This window comes from Rhizobium sp. P44RR-XXIV (assembly GCF_001999485.2).
Taxonomy (GTDB): domain Bacteria; phylum Pseudomonadota; class Alphaproteobacteria; order Rhizobiales; family Rhizobiaceae; genus Rhizobium.
The window spans coordinates 1,383,350-1,396,956 of the sequence record NZ_MPVZ02000028.1; the positions used below are offsets into that span (position 1 = coordinate 1,383,350).

The 13,607-nt window shown below is 58.1% G+C and carries 14 protein-coding genes; 8 read left to right on the top strand and 6 right to left on the bottom strand.

From position 1 onward, the window contains the following. The 3 genes from nrdR to BSK43_RS23960 form a co-directional block, all read right to left on the bottom strand. Nucleotides 1–477, bottom strand: a complete 477-nt coding sequence (nrdR, locus tag BSK43_RS23950) for a transcriptional regulator NrdR (RefSeq protein WP_068385764.1) — start codon at nucleotides 475–477, stop codon at nucleotides 1–3. A gap of 9 nt (nucleotides 478–486) precedes the next feature. After that, nucleotides 487–1,785: a serine hydroxymethyltransferase gene (gene glyA, locus BSK43_RS23955; protein ID WP_068385762.1), complete on the bottom strand. Its 1,299-nt coding sequence runs from the start codon at nucleotides 1,783–1,785 to the stop codon at nucleotides 487–489. Between the two features lie 173 nt (nucleotides 1,786–1,958). After that, nucleotides 1,959–3,272 (bottom strand): L,D-transpeptidase family protein, encoded by a 1,314-nt coding sequence (locus BSK43_RS23960; RefSeq protein WP_077470064.1) that lies wholly within the window; start codon nucleotides 3,270–3,272, stop codon nucleotides 1,959–1,961. An 808-nt stretch (nucleotides 3,273–4,080) separates the two neighbouring features. On the opposite strand from BSK43_RS23960, the gene BSK43_RS23965 reads away from it, so the two are divergent. Next, entirely contained in the window at nucleotides 4,081–4,371 is a 291-nt protein-coding gene (locus BSK43_RS23965) for a hypothetical protein (RefSeq protein WP_077470063.1), read from the top strand. 60 nt (nucleotides 4,372–4,431) lie between these two features. Beyond that, a complete protein-coding gene (locus BSK43_RS23970) occupies nucleotides 4,432–5,265 on the top strand; it encodes a hypothetical protein (protein WP_077470062.1) in 834 nt (277 codons plus the stop codon). A 340-nt stretch (nucleotides 5,266–5,605) separates the two neighbouring features. On the opposite strand, the gene BSK43_RS23975 is transcribed toward BSK43_RS23970, so the two are convergent. Together BSK43_RS23975 and BSK43_RS23980 are read right to left on the bottom strand one after the other, a co-directional pair. Continuing rightward, entirely contained in the window at nucleotides 5,606–6,121 is a 516-nt protein-coding gene (locus tag BSK43_RS23975; RefSeq protein ID WP_068385759.1) for a MarR family winged helix-turn-helix transcriptional regulator, read from the bottom strand. A 133-nt stretch (nucleotides 6,122–6,254) separates the two neighbouring features. After that, on the bottom strand, nucleotides 6,255–6,695 hold the full coding sequence (locus BSK43_RS23980) for a DUF6163 family protein (protein ID WP_077470061.1): 441 nt from the start codon (nucleotides 6,693–6,695) through the stop codon (nucleotides 6,255–6,257). 144 nt (nucleotides 6,696–6,839) lie between these two features. Here BSK43_RS23980 and hemB point away from each other — a divergent pair, with 144 nt between their 5' ends. The 6 genes from hemB (at nucleotide 6,840) to BSK43_RS24010 (ending at nucleotide 11,010) form a co-directional block, all read left to right on the top strand. Next, a complete protein-coding gene (gene hemB, locus BSK43_RS23985) occupies nucleotides 6,840–7,853 on the top strand; it encodes a porphobilinogen synthase (protein ID WP_077470060.1) in 1,014 nt (337 codons plus the stop codon). A gap of 176 nt (nucleotides 7,854–8,029) precedes the next feature. After that, nucleotides 8,030–8,488, top strand: a complete 459-nt coding sequence (locus BSK43_RS23990) for an RDD family protein (RefSeq protein WP_077470059.1) — start codon at nucleotides 8,030–8,032, stop codon at nucleotides 8,486–8,488. A gap of 184 nt (nucleotides 8,489–8,672) precedes the next feature. Beyond that, a complete protein-coding gene (locus tag BSK43_RS23995) occupies nucleotides 8,673–9,452 on the top strand; it encodes an arginyltransferase (RefSeq protein ID WP_068385753.1) in 780 nt (259 codons plus the stop codon). Next, nucleotides 9,453–10,334 (top strand): DMT family transporter, encoded by an 882-nt coding sequence (locus BSK43_RS24000; protein ID WP_136687212.1) that lies wholly within the window; start codon nucleotides 9,453–9,455, stop codon nucleotides 10,332–10,334. It abuts the gene before it with no gap. Nucleotides 10,335–10,399: 65 nt separating this feature from the next. Next, complete coding sequence (locus BSK43_RS24005) at nucleotides 10,400–10,621, top strand: AbrB/MazE/SpoVT family DNA-binding domain-containing protein (protein WP_077470058.1); 222 nt, start codon at nucleotides 10,400–10,402, stop codon at nucleotides 10,619–10,621. Next, the gene (locus tag BSK43_RS24010) at nucleotides 10,618–11,010 is read left to right on the top strand and encodes a type II toxin-antitoxin system death-on-curing family toxin (RefSeq protein ID WP_077470057.1); all 393 of its coding nucleotides are present in this window, start codon (nucleotides 10,618–10,620) and stop codon (nucleotides 11,008–11,010) included. The genes BSK43_RS24005 and BSK43_RS24010 overlap by 4 nt, the downstream gene beginning before the upstream one ends. A gap of 106 nt (nucleotides 11,011–11,116) precedes the next feature. Here the strand turns inward: BSK43_RS24010 and parC are convergent, their stop codons facing one another. Beyond that, the gene (gene parC, locus BSK43_RS24015) at nucleotides 11,117–13,375 is read right to left on the bottom strand and encodes a DNA topoisomerase IV subunit A (protein WP_077470056.1); all 2,259 of its coding nucleotides are present in this window, start codon (nucleotides 13,373–13,375) and stop codon (nucleotides 11,117–11,119) included. Between the last annotated feature and the right edge of the window lie 232 nt (nucleotides 13,376–13,607).

Below are 13,607 nucleotides of genomic sequence, written 5' to 3' on the forward strand. Positions count from 1 at the left end.
TCAAGGATCCAGCGGATCGCGGGCGATCTTGGCGTTGATCTCGTTGATCACGTGCTCGAAATCCTCCGCATGGGAGAAATCGCGATAGACGGACGCATAGCGCACGAAAGCAACATCATCGAGGCTCTTCAGCGCTTCCAGCACCTGAAGACCGATCTGCTCCGAGCTGATTTCCGTCTCGCCCGAGCTTTCGAGGCGGCGAACGATGCCGGAAACAGCGCGCTCGATGCGATCGCGATCGACCGGACGCTTGCGCAGCGCGATCTCGAAAGACCGCACCAACTTGTCGCGATCGAAAAGCACCTTGCGGCCGGTCTTCTTGATGACCATCAGCTCGCGGAGCTGCACGCGCTCGAACGTCGTGAAGCGGCCGCCGCAATCCGGGCAGATACGCCGCCGGCGGATGGAGGTATTATCCTCCGCCGGGCGCGAATCCTTCACCTGCGTGTCTTCCGTACCGCAATAGGGGCAGCGCATGCGCCCTCCTCAGCCCATGTAGCCGTACATCGGGAAGCGGTCGGTGAGCTTGACCACCTTCTCGCGTACGGCCGCTTCGACGGCAGCATTGCCTTCATCGGAGTTGGCAACCTTCAGGCCATCGAGCACTTCGATAATCAGATTGCCGATTTCGCGGAATTCGGCTTCCTTGAAGCCGCGCGTCGTGCCGGCCGGAGTGCCGAGACGGACACCCGAGGTGACGAAAGGCTTTTCCGGATCGAACGGGATGCCGTTCTTGTTGCAGGTGACGTAGGCTCGGCCAAGGGCAGCCTCGGCGCGCTTGCCGGTGGCGTTCTTCTTGCGCAAGTCGACCAGCATCAGGTGGTTGTCGGTGCCGCCGGAGACGACGTCGACGCCGCCAGAAATCAGCGTTTCGGCCAGAGCCTTGGCATTCTTGACGATCTGCGCGGCATAGTCCTTGAACTCCGGCTGCAGTGCTTCACCCAGAGCCACGGCCTTGGCAGCGATGACATGCATCAGCGGGCCGCCCTGCAGGCCCGGGAAGACGGCCGAATTGAACTTCTTGGCCAGATCCTCGTCATTGGTCAGGATCATGCCGCCGCGCGGGCCGCGCAGCGACTTATGCGTGGTCGTGGTGGCAACGTGGCAATGCGGGAACGGCGACGGATGCTGGCCACCAGCGACGAGGCCGGCGATGTGGGCCATGTCGACCATCAGATAGGCGCCAACGCTGTCGGCGATCTCGCGGAAGCGCTTCCAGTCCCAGATGCGGGAATAGGCCGTACCGCCGGCGATGATCAGCTTCGGCTTGGTTTCCTCGGCCTTGCGCTGCACCGCATCCATATCGAGCAGGTTGTCGCCTTCGCGCACGCCATAGGACACGACGTTGAACCACTTGCCGGACATGTTGACCGGCGAACCATGCGTCAGGTGGCCGCCCGAGTTCAGATCGAGGCCCATGAAGGTATCGCCCGGCTGCAGCAGCGCGAGGAATACGGCCTGGTTCATCTGCGAACCGGAATTCGGCTGGACGTTGGCAAAATTGACGCCGAACAGCTTTTTGGCGCGCTCGATGGCGAGCTCTTCGGCGATATCGACGAACTGGCAGCCGCCATAGTAGCGCTTGCCCGGATATCCCTCAGCGTACTTGTTCGTCATGATCGAGCCCTGCGCTTCCAGCACGGCGCGCGAGACGATGTTTTCCGAGGCGATCAGTTCGATTTCGTGCCGCTGGCGACCCAATTCCTTGCCGATCGCGCCAAAAATTTCCGGATCAGTATCGGCAAGCGAGCGATTGAAGAAGGGTTCGGTGAACGCATTGGTCATCGTGAAAGCTCCTGAACGGCCAAACGGCAATGTAGTTGGTATTAACGTCAGGGTCGCACAAGGGCAATACGACCAGCGACATTTGCTGGGCATTCTACGCAGAGCGGTTCAGGCCAATGAAAAAGCCGCATCCAGGGATGCGGCTTTGATATGAATTGCACTCGGAATGCCGATTACTGAACCGGCTGCTCCATGCCCTGGGTCGTATCAAGCGCCAGCTGGGCATTGCCGTCGAGGTTATAGATGTCGTCACGGAACTGCACGATGCCGTCGCGGGCACTCCAGGCGGAGATGTAGACGAAATAAACGGGCACTTCCGTCGCCAGGGTGATCGGCGTGTTGACGCGGGTGGAGATCACCTGCTCGATGTGCTGGCGCGGCCAGCCAGGCGTTTCCGACAACAGCCAGGTCGCCAAGTCGCGAACGTTCTGAACGCGCACACAGCCCGAGCTGTCGAACCGCATCAGCTTGTTGAACAGGCCCTGCTCCGGCGTATCGTGCATGTATTCGTTGTTGGGGTTATGGAAGTTGATCTTCGTGGACGCCATGGCGTTGGTCTTGCCCGGGTCCTGACGGAACATCAGGTCCGGTGCCTTGTCCGAATTCCAGTCGATCGTCTCGGGCGCTACTTCCTGACCCTTGCCATCGAGAAGGCGGATGTTGCTCTTCGTCAGGTAGGTCGGATCCTTCCGCATAAGCGGCATGATGTCCTTGATGATGATGGAGCGCGGCGCCGTCCAGTATGGATTGAGGATGACCTCATAGATCTTCGAATTGATGATGTGGGTCGGGCGCGATTCACGGCCGACGATCGCCTCATGACGCAGTGCCACCTGGCCGTCTTCCACGGCTTCGACACGGGTCGCCGGGATGTTGACCATGACGTGACGGCGTCCGAGGTCGGACGGGAATGTCTGAAGGCGAACGAGATTGGTGTTCAGCTGCTGCAGGCGGACATTGGCGGGAATGTTCATCGCCTTTTGCGTGAAATCGCCGATGACGCCATCTGGCGGCAAGCCGTGACGAGCCTGGAAGCGCTTGACGGCGCCGTCCACGTAAGAATCGAAGGAGGAGGAGATACCCGCCTCGCGCGGCAAGTCACCGGAAACCATCAGATGTTGACGAAGCGTCTGCACCGCAGGATCGGTGGCGCCGATCTGCAGAGGCTGCTGGCTCGTCGGATTGACCTGCGGCCAACCACCATTGGCAACGATGCTCTGATACTGGGCAATCGCCTGCTGGATGTTCGGCACGGAATCCGGTCCGAGGATTGGCGTGTTCGATTGTACGGCAGCGGCCGTGCGCGCAGCGGCCTTGGCGTCGAACTGGTCGTCCCAGTTGCCGCGAGAACGGTCATTGATCAATGCTTCCAGCGGTGTCGCGTTTTGCGCGAGGGCCGGTGCAGCCAATGCGGCAGCGCCAAAAGTTACGGCCGACCGCAGGAAAGAGCGGCGCGAGAAGGGTTCAATTCCGTTTTTCTTCGACATATCCCAACCGTTCAGCGCTGCGATCCAATTATGCGCAGCCTAGAGAGGAAGCAGTAAATAGCGCGGCTTGCGCCAAGTAACGCAGCTCAGTATCGATCCGTTCCCTTAAAGCACCATCAAAAACTTCGCCACGAACTATCACAATATCGCGAAGCGAAGGCACAGTAGGATCGAGGTTTGAAAACGTCGCTTGCCGTCAGTTTCCGCTGTCATATCAATATGGCCAATTCGTGTCGCGCGGCATGAAACTTGCCGTGCCGAGCGCTCGCGGAAGATCACCATATTGTATGTGCTAATATACCACAGAATGGGCTTGGTTCATAACCTCTCCTGCCCTGCCGTCAATCGCTCAGATGCCCCACGCCTCCTCTGCGACAGAAGGTGGGGAGCGGACGTGGCAAAAAGCGCACAATTGCGGGGTTGGGAACGGGTGAAAGCCGGACACGCAGGGAACGTGTCCAGCTTCTTCTTCTTTTGAGGCAGATTAGCGCGCCGACGCATGGGGCCAGCGCTAGGAGCAGGGATACGACCATGTAGCGCTGGTGGCACTTTGTGAAGCCGAGTCCGCGCGCCACCCTGTCCTTTATCATAATTCTTTGGTGGAAGCGTATGGCCCAATCAAAGACCTAGATAACGCTGCACAACGGTGTGACATTACCCAGCTCGCAAGTTCCGGAGAGAACAGCGTTGACCCAGCCGACAAATTTCATGTGAGCATTAGTACAATAAACAGAGCATTGATGCATCCGCTTGGCTAGCTTCTGATATTATAGTGTCCGTTGCTTCGAATCTTCCCCGAGGAGTTCTCATGACCGAAATTCTTTACGTTGTAACCGCTGACATCATGAATCGCGAAGAAGACGGCCGCGACCATCAGGATGGCTCAACGATCTTCCGCTCGTTCCAAAGCCGCGAGACGTGGACGTTCCCTGCCAGCACTCCAATCGGAACTATCATGGAGGAGGTCAACAAGCTCAACTATCAGCACTCATATATAACCGGTGTGAGCATCAACGCAGACCGGATCACCGCAGAGAAGGCGCGCGAGGAACGCTACCAAGCCCGCAGAGACAAAGAACATGCCAATATTCCGGACTAAAATCGACCCGCAGAGACAAAGCTATAATTCTGTATAAGCTTGTGGGTGGAAACGAACCTGATGAACGAAGAAAACCGCGATCTCGATAGTATTACCCTACCCACCTCTTCCAAATTCCTATTGGCCGGAGCCATCGCGCTCACTGTAATTTGGCTTTTAGGTGCTCTCTACTTGGGATTCCATCCATCAAGCCTCGCAAAACCGCCGGAAAAAATAAATGAATGGGGTGATTTTGCTGCCGGTGTTTCTGCGCCAATCGCCTTTTTATGGCTTGTTCTTGCCGTCATCCTTCAGTCCACGGAACTTAAAGAGCAGCGCAGGGAGATTGCGCTCACCCGCAGAGAGTACGAGCACAACCGTGAGGTCATGACGGCGCAAGCTAATGAAGCACGGCGACAGGCTGAATACATTGAACAACAAACGAGAATGCACCTCGAAGACAGAGCGCATGCAGCTTCTTTAGAGGTTTACACAGCTAGCATCGACCTAGTCGCCACGCGCCTGCGTCAATATTCAAACGCGTGGGAAATTTACCTCGCGACCCCTAACGGCAAGCCAGACACAAATAACTCCGCGATCTTCGGAATATCAAGAACGACGTACAATGACTTGACCGATCAATTGGTTATTGCTCGGACCGTTCAGACTGTTAGGACGCAGCTCCGCAATCTTCGGGAACATTTCGCAGGTTCCCGTCTTGCTGCTGTGTACTCCTACGACTTCGAGCGCATTTCCAGTGCTGTGATCAGCAGCGCCGAAACAATCTCAAAGCTTCCTGAGAGTGTTCAAATTAAAGCAAAGACATTGGAATTGGACGAACTGAAATCCCAAATCATTTTCATCAACAATCTTCTTCCTGCACGGAGTTTCTTCTCGAAGCTGACTGATGGCTGAGACGGATTTCAGGATCGCTGCATGTTGTTTTCCATGTGCTTCAAATCGGCCATTTCTGTTCGGAGCTAACCGCAACCATGGGTTCCGGACTGGAGACACATTCGAACTTATCGTGGATGGGAAAATGGCCGCTTCACAAACAGTTCGTTTCTCGGCCTGATTAACTGCGTGACCAACTTCGAACAAAAGCCAAATTGGGTTGTTTTCGGCTTCGTTGAGCGCAAAAATATGCGCGCGTAGCTTGCGCGTAAACGGACGTACCGGTGCGTTTCGCACACCGTTACGCCCGTTTACCCGTCTGGAGGTCCTAAGAAGCCGGAGGGAACGCCGGCTTGGTAGATTACATGCGGTAAGCGATGCTGTCGTTCCAGAAGCGGTCGAGGCGCTGCAGGAGCTTGTTCATCTGGGTGAACTCGTCGGTGCCGATGCCGCCGACCTTGTCGATCGAGCCGATGTGGCGCTCATAGAGCTTGGCAACGGTTTCGGCGATATCCTGGCCCGTTTCCGTCAGGCTGATGCGGACCGAGCGACGGTCGATGCGCGAGCGCTGATGGTTGATGAAGCCGAGGTCGACCAGCTTCTTGACGTTGTAGGAAACGTTGGAGCCGAGGTAGAAACCGCGGGAGCGCAGTTCGCCGGCTGTCAGTTCGGAATTGCCGATGTTGAAAAGGAGAAGTGCCTGGACGGCGTTGACGTCGTCGCGACCCTGACGGTCGAACTCGTCCTTGATGACGTCAAGCAGGCGGCGGTGCAAACGCTCGACCAGATGGAGAGATTCCATGTAGAGGGCCCGGATGTCGTCAACCTGCTGATCCCGAGCGTTCGCAACTGCCTGCGGCTTCATTTTCGTGTTCATCATGACTTGGCCTCACTCTGTTTTGTTTGGCGGTGTCGTTTTCTTCCCGCCTTGAGTGAGACCCTATCGAATACACATAAAATTCTACTTAAACTGCAAGCTTAACAGCACCTTACCGCGAACTCTTGCTGTCTCAGGGTAAATCAACCATTACCTGCTGCTGCCGGCGCCGGCGCTTTTCCTGCCATAACAGGATGCGGAACAGGCAATACAGCACGGCGACACAGACATGCAAGATCATGATCAACGGATTGGATCCGAACACCTCCGGCCACATCCCGTACATCAATCCCTGCCCTCCCGCGGCAAGCACCCAAATCACCGGTCCCCAGGATACGGTGAGCCACAATCCAAGCGCGGCGACGGGGAAAACGACGGCCAGTCCGGCGCCCGCGACCTTCCACGGCAAATTAAGGAGATCGAAGCGGGCATGACCATCAAGGGAGTAGCCGACCAGCATGGCCCAGTACTGCAGACCGAGCCAGAAGCAGGCAATGGCGATCAGCCGCAGGAACAGGACGAACAGGATGTCCGTCAGCGTATTCTTGGGTACGGTCGAAGAATCAGAGTCCATGCGCGAACAATACGTAGGAGGCACCCGGCTCGCCAGAGCATAATGGCTGCGGCCTTTCGCCTGGTTTTGAATCCTGGGGACAGCATGCTAGGTACGCTGCCCATATAATAAGGCCATAGATAGACGAAGAAGGATGGCGGCATCATGGAGAACAAGACGCATCTGGTCGACGAGATCACCGGGCATCGTCGCATGCGGCGCAATCGCAAGGCCGATTGGACCCGCCGCCTGGTGCAGGAAAACCGATTAACCGTCGACGATCTGATCTGGCCGATCTTCGTCATCCCCGGCACCGGCATCGTGGAACCGATCCCCGCCATGCCCGGCGTCAACCGCATGACGGTGGATAAAGCCGTGGAAGCGGCGAAGGAAGCGGCCGATCTCGGCATTCCCGCGCTCGCCACATTCCCGAACATCGAAATGGAACTGCGCGACGAGACCGGCTCGAACAGCCTCGAGAAGAACAACCTCATCAATCTGACAACAGCCGCGATCAAGAAAGCCGTGCCGAACATCGGCGTCATTACCGATGTCGCCCTCGACCCGTTCACCAGCCATGGGCACGACGGCATCCTGCGTGGCAACGAGATCGTCAATGACGAAACGGTCGAGCAGGTCGCCCGCGCGGCCGTCTATCAGGCCAATGCCGGTGCCGACATCATCGCACCTTCCGAAATGATGGACGGGCGCATCGGCGCCATCCGCCAGGCACTCGACGCCGCCGGCCACCAAGGCGTCGGCATCATGAGCTATGCGACGAAGTTCAGCTCGGCCTTCTACGGCCCTTACCGCGAGGCGATTTCCACCGGCGGGCTGCTGAAGGGTGACAAGAAGACCTATTATATCGACCCGGCAAACGGCACCGAAGCCGTGCGCGATGCGGCCCTCGACGTCGAGGAAGGCGCCGACATGCTGATGGTCAAGCCGGGCCTGCCCTATCTCGACATCTGTTGGCGGCTGAAGGAGGCTTTCGGCCTTCCGACCTTCGCCTATCAGGTCTCAGGCGAATACGCGATGATCAAGGCCGCCGCCGCCAATGGCTGGATCGACGGCGAAAGGGTGATGCTGGAAACCCTGCTCGCCTTCAAGCGCGCTGGCTGCGACGGCATCCTCACCTATTTCGCGATGGATGTGGCAAGGCACCTGGCAAGAAAGTAGCTCCAAGCCAGGCTTATTGTATTTGCCGGACCTGACACCATATGTTCGGCAAATGTTTCCTTTGCTGCGGCTTTCGCGCCGATCGGTCGTATAAAAGTCGCAGAAGGATCTTTAACTGGCGCACAAGCCTTCTTCATATCGGAACGATTGAAGGGCACGCGAAGGAGCAAAAAACGATGAGCCTGAACCCCAGCCCGCTTTATGCAGCACCGGAAGACTGGCGCGCCTATAGTGGTGTGCTGAGCCGGCGCATCTTCGCTTTCATCGTCGACTATATCATCGTCGCCCTGCTTTGCATTCCTGCGGCCGTCGTGCTGTTCTTCCTCTCGATCCTGACACTCGGGCTTGGCTTCTTTCTCTATCCTGTGCTCTTCATCCTCGTTGCCGGCCTCTATTTCGGCTGGACGCTTGGCGGCCCCTATCAGGCGTCGCTCGGCATGCGCGCCATGGGCATCACGATGGTGCGAGTCGATGGTCGGCGGATGGATTTCCTGACCGCGATCGTCCATCTGGCACTGTTCTGGATCCTGAACTCGGTGCTGACGCCGCTGATCCTGCTCGCAGGCCTCTTCACCGATCGCAGCCGCCTGGTGCACGACCTGCTGCTCGGCACGGTGATCGCCCGCACGGCCTAGGACGAGACGCTATCCACAACTGCATATGCGGTTTACGGCTAAGCCTTTGGGCGCATAGGGCGGTGTTTTCGCATGCAGTCTTTTAGGAAACTGTGATCTTTAGCAAAGGACATGGTTGACGTTTTCCAAACTTGGGCCATGCTTGTAAAAAACCAATGCCGAAAGAAAGGGCATTCAACGGCAGATGAACACGCAGTCGACGCCATCTCCGCAGTTTTATCTGACGGCACCGGCTACCTGCCCGTACTTGCCGCACGAGATGGAGCGCAAGGTTTTCACGCATCTCGTCGGTCCGCGCGCCGCCGAGATGAATGATATCCTGACCCAGGGCGGCTTCCGACGCTCGCAGAACATCGCCTATCGACCGGCCTGCGAATCTTGTCGCGCCTGCATATCGGTGCGTATTCTTGCCCAGGAATTCGAGCCCAGCCGCTCGATGAGACGCGTGCTGGCAACCAATAGCGATATCATCGCCACCGAATTTCCGGCACAGCCCTCGAGCGAACAATATTCCCTCTTCCGCCGTTACCTCGACTATCGCCACCAACAGGGCGGGATGTCCGACATGACCGTGCTCGACTATGCGATCATGGTCGAAGACACGCATGTCAACACACGCATCATTGAGTATCGCCGTCGTGAGGAAGGCTCCGGGCTGGAACAGCGCCCGAAAGGCGAACTGCTGGCGGCGGCCCTAACCGATGTGATGAGCGATGGGCTGTCGATGGTTTATTCCTATTTCAATCCCGATTTCGACGAGCGATCGCTCGGTACGTTCATGATCCTCGATCACATCAAGCGGACGAAGGCGCTGGGACTTCCGCACGTCTATCTCGGCTATTGGGTCAGGGGATCGCGCAAGATGGACTACAAGACGCGTTTTCAGCCGCAGGAACATCTAACCCCGCGTGGCTGGGAGCGCTTCGACCCAGCCGCGGACGGCGACAAAGACAGCGCCCGCTGAATGTTCGCCAATCTCTCAGACCACAGGAAGGGCCTGCTGCTGACCACACTCGGCGGCCTGGCCCTGTCGATGGATATTCCGCTGATCCGGCTCTCCAGCGGCGAAGTCTGGTCGGTGCTGTCGGTACGCAGTCTTGCGACGGTGGTCGTGGCGCTGGCCGCCCTCTTCGTCATCCGTCGCGTCACCGGTTCGCTGCGCGGCGTGCTGCCCGGCTGGCTTGGGCTTCCGGTGGGGTTCTTCTATGGGCTGACGACGATCAGCTTTCTTCTTGCCGTCTATTATACGACGGCAGCGAATGTGGTGTTCATCATCGCGCTCAACCCGATGTTCACAGCGCTGCTTTCCTGGATATTCCTCAAGGAACGTCCCGCCGTTTCGACCTTCATCACCATGGCCGTCATGATCATCGGCGTTGGCCTGATCGTCGGGGACGGCATGGAGGGCGGCCATCTTCTCGGCGATACACTTTCCGTGGTTGCGTCGTTTTCGATTGCCTGCGCCATCACCATCAGCCGCGCCTCGCGACAGGATATGGGTTTCGCCTCGTTGCTGGCGGCGGTCATGCCAGCCATTGTCGGGCTTTATCAAGTCATCCCTACGGGCTTTTCCATCGAGCACCCTGGTTGGATCCTCTTCGACGGGGCGGTACTGATGCCCCTCTCCTTCTGGTGCCTCGCCACAGGCACACGCTTCCTCTCGGCGCCTGAGGTGGCGATGTTCTATCTCCTGGAAACGATCCTGGCGCCGATCTGGGTCTGGATGATCTTTGCCGAAGCGCCAACCGACATGACCCTTGCGGGCGGCGCCATATTGATCGTGGCGCTGGGAGCCCATTCGCTGTGGCAGGCGCGGGCGAAGACACGAGCGGCGATGGCTGGGTGACGCCGATGTGTTGATATTATCGCCGCCCGATGTTATAACTTGGTTATTACATGGGGAGCTGAGATATGAACATCGTCATCCGCAAAATCGGCAATTCCGAAGGCGTGATTATTCCGAAGGAAGTTCTCCAGAGGCTCGGCCTGAAAAATGGCGATGCGCTGGAGATCCGCGAAGTGAACGGCAAAATCGAGTTGGTTCCGGAGCGCGCTGACCTTGCCGAGCAACTGCGGGCCGCAAGACTTGGCATGCAGAAATATCGCGCCGCCCTGCGTGAACTCGCAAAATGAACGACTACAAGTGGCTCTCCCGCGAAGCGGTTGAAATCATGCATGAAGAGCAACTCGCTGAGCATGGCGGATTGCCGGGACTAAAAGACGAGAATGCGCTGGAAGCAGCCATGGCGCGCCCGTTGAACAAGGCAGCATATGGCGAGAATGATTTATTCGCTCTGGCCGCCGCTTACCTCTACGGCATCGTTCGGAATCACCCATTTTCCGATGGAAACAAACGAGCAGGCTATCTGGCAGCGTTCACGTTTCTCTACATCAACGGCAATCTGATCGACGCTGATGACGCAACGGTTGTCGCCTTCGTACAGGGTGTCGCTGCCGGAGAAATTGACGAAACGGGCGCTACGCAGTTTTTCAAAGACTTCTGCACTCCACTCGCCGGGTAGCGACGACCCCATCTGCGGCGCCACCCGGCCCTTCGCTTTGGCTCAGGGCGTTCGTCGCTGCAATCGACCCACCGGGTCGATTGCTCGGGCTACGCCCAACCGCTCGTCACCCCGAAAACCTACCGCTTCTCGGGAAGCCCTTCGGTACGGCGCGGCCGGCGCCGGCGCGGTCGCCCAGCCATTCGGCCAGATCATCCTTGGTCTTGGTGAAGGTGCGGCCGGCGCTGTCTTCCCATGTCAGGCCATCGGCGATCGCGAAGCATCTGATGTCGGCGACGCCGCCATCCTTGTAGCGCTGGAGGCGCACGCCCTTGCCGCGCGACATTTCCGGCACCTGCGACAGCGAGAAGATCACCATCTTGCGGTTCTCGCCGACCACGGCAGCATGATCGCCTGAGATCGGCACCAGCAGCTTCGTCTCGTCCGGATAGGAGACATTCATGATCTGCTTGCCCTTGCGGGTATTGGCGACCAGTTCCGCCTCGGCCACGATGAAGCCGTTGCCGGCCGTCGAGGCAATCAGCTGCTTGCGCTGCGGATCGTGGACGAAGGCCGTCAGCACATCCTGGTCATTCTCCATATCGACCATGATGCGCAGCGGTTCGCCATGACCACGGCCACCGGGCAGTTTGTCGCCGCCGAGCGTATAGGCCTTGCCGCCTGTCGTGATGATGAGAATCTTATCGGTGGTCTGGGCCGGGAAGGCCACCTTCAGCGCGTCGCCTTCCTTGAAGGTCAGCGTCGCCGTATCGGAGATATGTCCCTTCAGGGCACGGATCCATCCCTTTTCGGAGACGACGACGGTGATCGGCTCTTTCTCGATCATCGCCTGCTGGATCGCTGCGTCATCGGCCTCGGGCGCTTCGGCAAACTGCGTGCGGCGGCGGCCGATCTCGGTGGCCTTGGCGAATTTCTTCTTCACCTCGCCGATTTCCCAAGCGACCGTCTGCCACTGCTTCTCTTCCGAAGCGAGCAACGATTCTATATCAGCCTTTTCCTTGCTGAGGCCGTCGAATTCCTTGCGGATCTCGAATTCTTCCAGCTTGCGCAAGGAGCGCAGCCGCATGTTCAGAATCGCTTCGACCTGGTTGTCGGTGAGACCGAACCGCTCCATCATGACGGGCTTCGGCTCATCTTCCTCGCGGATGATGGCGATGATCTCGTCGATATTGAGATAGGCGATCAGGAAGCCGCCGAGGATCTCCAGCCGCTTTTCGATGGCGGCAAGCCGGAAGCGGGAGCGGCGCAACAGCACTTCGCGGCGATGGTCCAGCCACTCCTTCAGCACTTCGTTCAGCGCCATGACCTTGGGAATGCGGCCCATGGACAGAACATTCATGTTGAGCGGGAAGCGGCTCTCAAGCTCGGTGAGCTTGAACATCGATTCCATCAAGATCGTCGCGTCGACGGTGCGGCTCTTCGGCACGAGAACGACGCGGATGTCCTCGGCGGATTCATCGCGGATGTCTTCGAGCAGCGGCAGTTTGCGCGCGATAAGCAGTTCGGCGATCTTCTCAATCAGCCGGGACTTCTGCACCTGGAACGGAATTTCCGTGACGACGATCTGATAGCCGCCGCGACCGAGATCCTCGATCTCCCATTTGGAGCGGACGCGAAAACCGCCGCGGCCGGTCTTGTAGCTTTCGATGATGCTGCGGCGATCGTCGATGATAATGCCGCCGGTCGGAAAATCCGGGCCGGGAATATAAAGCTCCACCAGCTTCTCGACCGTGGCATCGCGATCCTTGATCAGATGCAGCGCGGCGTCGCAGAGCTCATGGGCATTATGCGAGGGAATGGAGGTCGCCATGCCCACCGCGATGCCGGAGGAGCCGTTGGCAAGCAGGTTCGGGAAAGCGCCCGGCAGAACGATGGGCTCGGAATTAGACTCGTCGTAGGTGTCGCGAAAATCCACGGCATCCTGATCGATGCCTTCGAGCAGCAGTTCGGACACCGCCGTCATCTTGGACTCGGTGTAGCGCATCGCGGCCGGACTATCGCCATCGATATTGCCGAAATTGCCCTGACCGTTGACCAGCGTGTAGCGCTGCGAGAAATCCTGCGCCAAGCGCGCCAGCGCATCGTAGATCGATTGGTCGCCATGCGGGTGATAGTTACCCATCACCTCGCCGACGATCTTCGCGCATTTGCGGAAAGCGGCGTTGGGGCGCAGCCCCATCTCGCTCATCGCATAGACGATACGCCGATGCACCGGCTTCAGACCGTCGCGAACGTCGGGAAGCGCGCGTTGCGTAATCGTCGACAAGGCATAGGCCAGGTAGCGCTCTTCGAGTGCCGCCTTCAGATCGACTGGAAGGATGTTGTCGTCGCCATCACCAGACGGCGGAGTCAGATTTTGTCCCATGGCCCTTGACTATAGAAGATCGCGATTCCCGGCAAGAAATCAGCGGAAAGCACTTGTGGATGAAGGCCTTTCAGGCATCTTTCCATACGGAGATAGACACATTTTTGCTGCACCTGCTCGCAATTGTCTTTGTCATTGGATTTTTAGAGAAAGATCAATATAAATCCCGGCAGTACACGCTGAATATGTACACCCCCCGCCTAGATACCACCGTCTTAACGAGGAAACGCCA

What these genes read in the sequence shown, in the direction of transcription:
- nrdR (WP_068385764.1), bottom strand. Translation starts at nt 477, where the DNA reads ATGCGCTGCCCCTATTGCGGTACGGAAGACACGCAGGTGAAGGATTCG.
- glyA (WP_068385762.1), bottom strand. Translation starts at nt 1,785, where the DNA reads ATGACCAATGCGTTCACCGAACCCTTCTTCAATCGCTCGCTTGCCGAT.
- BSK43_RS23960 (WP_077470064.1), bottom strand. Translation starts at nt 3,272, where the DNA reads ATGTCGAAGAAAAACGGAATTGAACCCTTCTCGCGCCGCTCTTTCCTG.
- BSK43_RS23965 (WP_077470063.1), top strand. Translation starts at nt 4,081, where the DNA reads ATGACCGAAATTCTTTACGTTGTAACCGCTGACATCATGAATCGCGAA.
- BSK43_RS23970 (WP_077470062.1), top strand. Translation starts at nt 4,432, where the DNA reads ATGAACGAAGAAAACCGCGATCTCGATAGTATTACCCTACCCACCTCT.
- BSK43_RS23975 (WP_068385759.1), bottom strand. Translation starts at nt 6,121, where the DNA reads ATGAACACGAAAATGAAGCCGCAGGCAGTTGCGAACGCTCGGGATCAG.
- BSK43_RS23980 (WP_077470061.1), bottom strand. Translation starts at nt 6,695, where the DNA reads ATGGACTCTGATTCTTCGACCGTACCCAAGAATACGCTGACGGACATC.
- hemB (WP_077470060.1), top strand. Translation starts at nt 6,840, where the DNA reads ATGGAGAACAAGACGCATCTGGTCGACGAGATCACCGGGCATCGTCGC.
- BSK43_RS23990 (WP_077470059.1), top strand. Translation starts at nt 8,030, where the DNA reads ATGAGCCTGAACCCCAGCCCGCTTTATGCAGCACCGGAAGACTGGCGC.
- BSK43_RS23995 (WP_068385753.1), top strand. Translation starts at nt 8,673, where the DNA reads ATGAACACGCAGTCGACGCCATCTCCGCAGTTTTATCTGACGGCACCG.
- BSK43_RS24000 (WP_136687212.1), top strand. Translation starts at nt 9,453, where the DNA reads ATGTTCGCCAATCTCTCAGACCACAGGAAGGGCCTGCTGCTGACCACA.
- BSK43_RS24005 (WP_077470058.1), top strand. Translation starts at nt 10,400, where the DNA reads ATGAACATCGTCATCCGCAAAATCGGCAATTCCGAAGGCGTGATTATT.
- BSK43_RS24010 (WP_077470057.1), top strand. Translation starts at nt 10,618, where the DNA reads ATGAACGACTACAAGTGGCTCTCCCGCGAAGCGGTTGAAATCATGCAT.
- parC (WP_077470056.1), bottom strand. Translation starts at nt 13,375, where the DNA reads ATGGGACAAAATCTGACTCCGCCGTCTGGTGATGGCGACGACAACATC.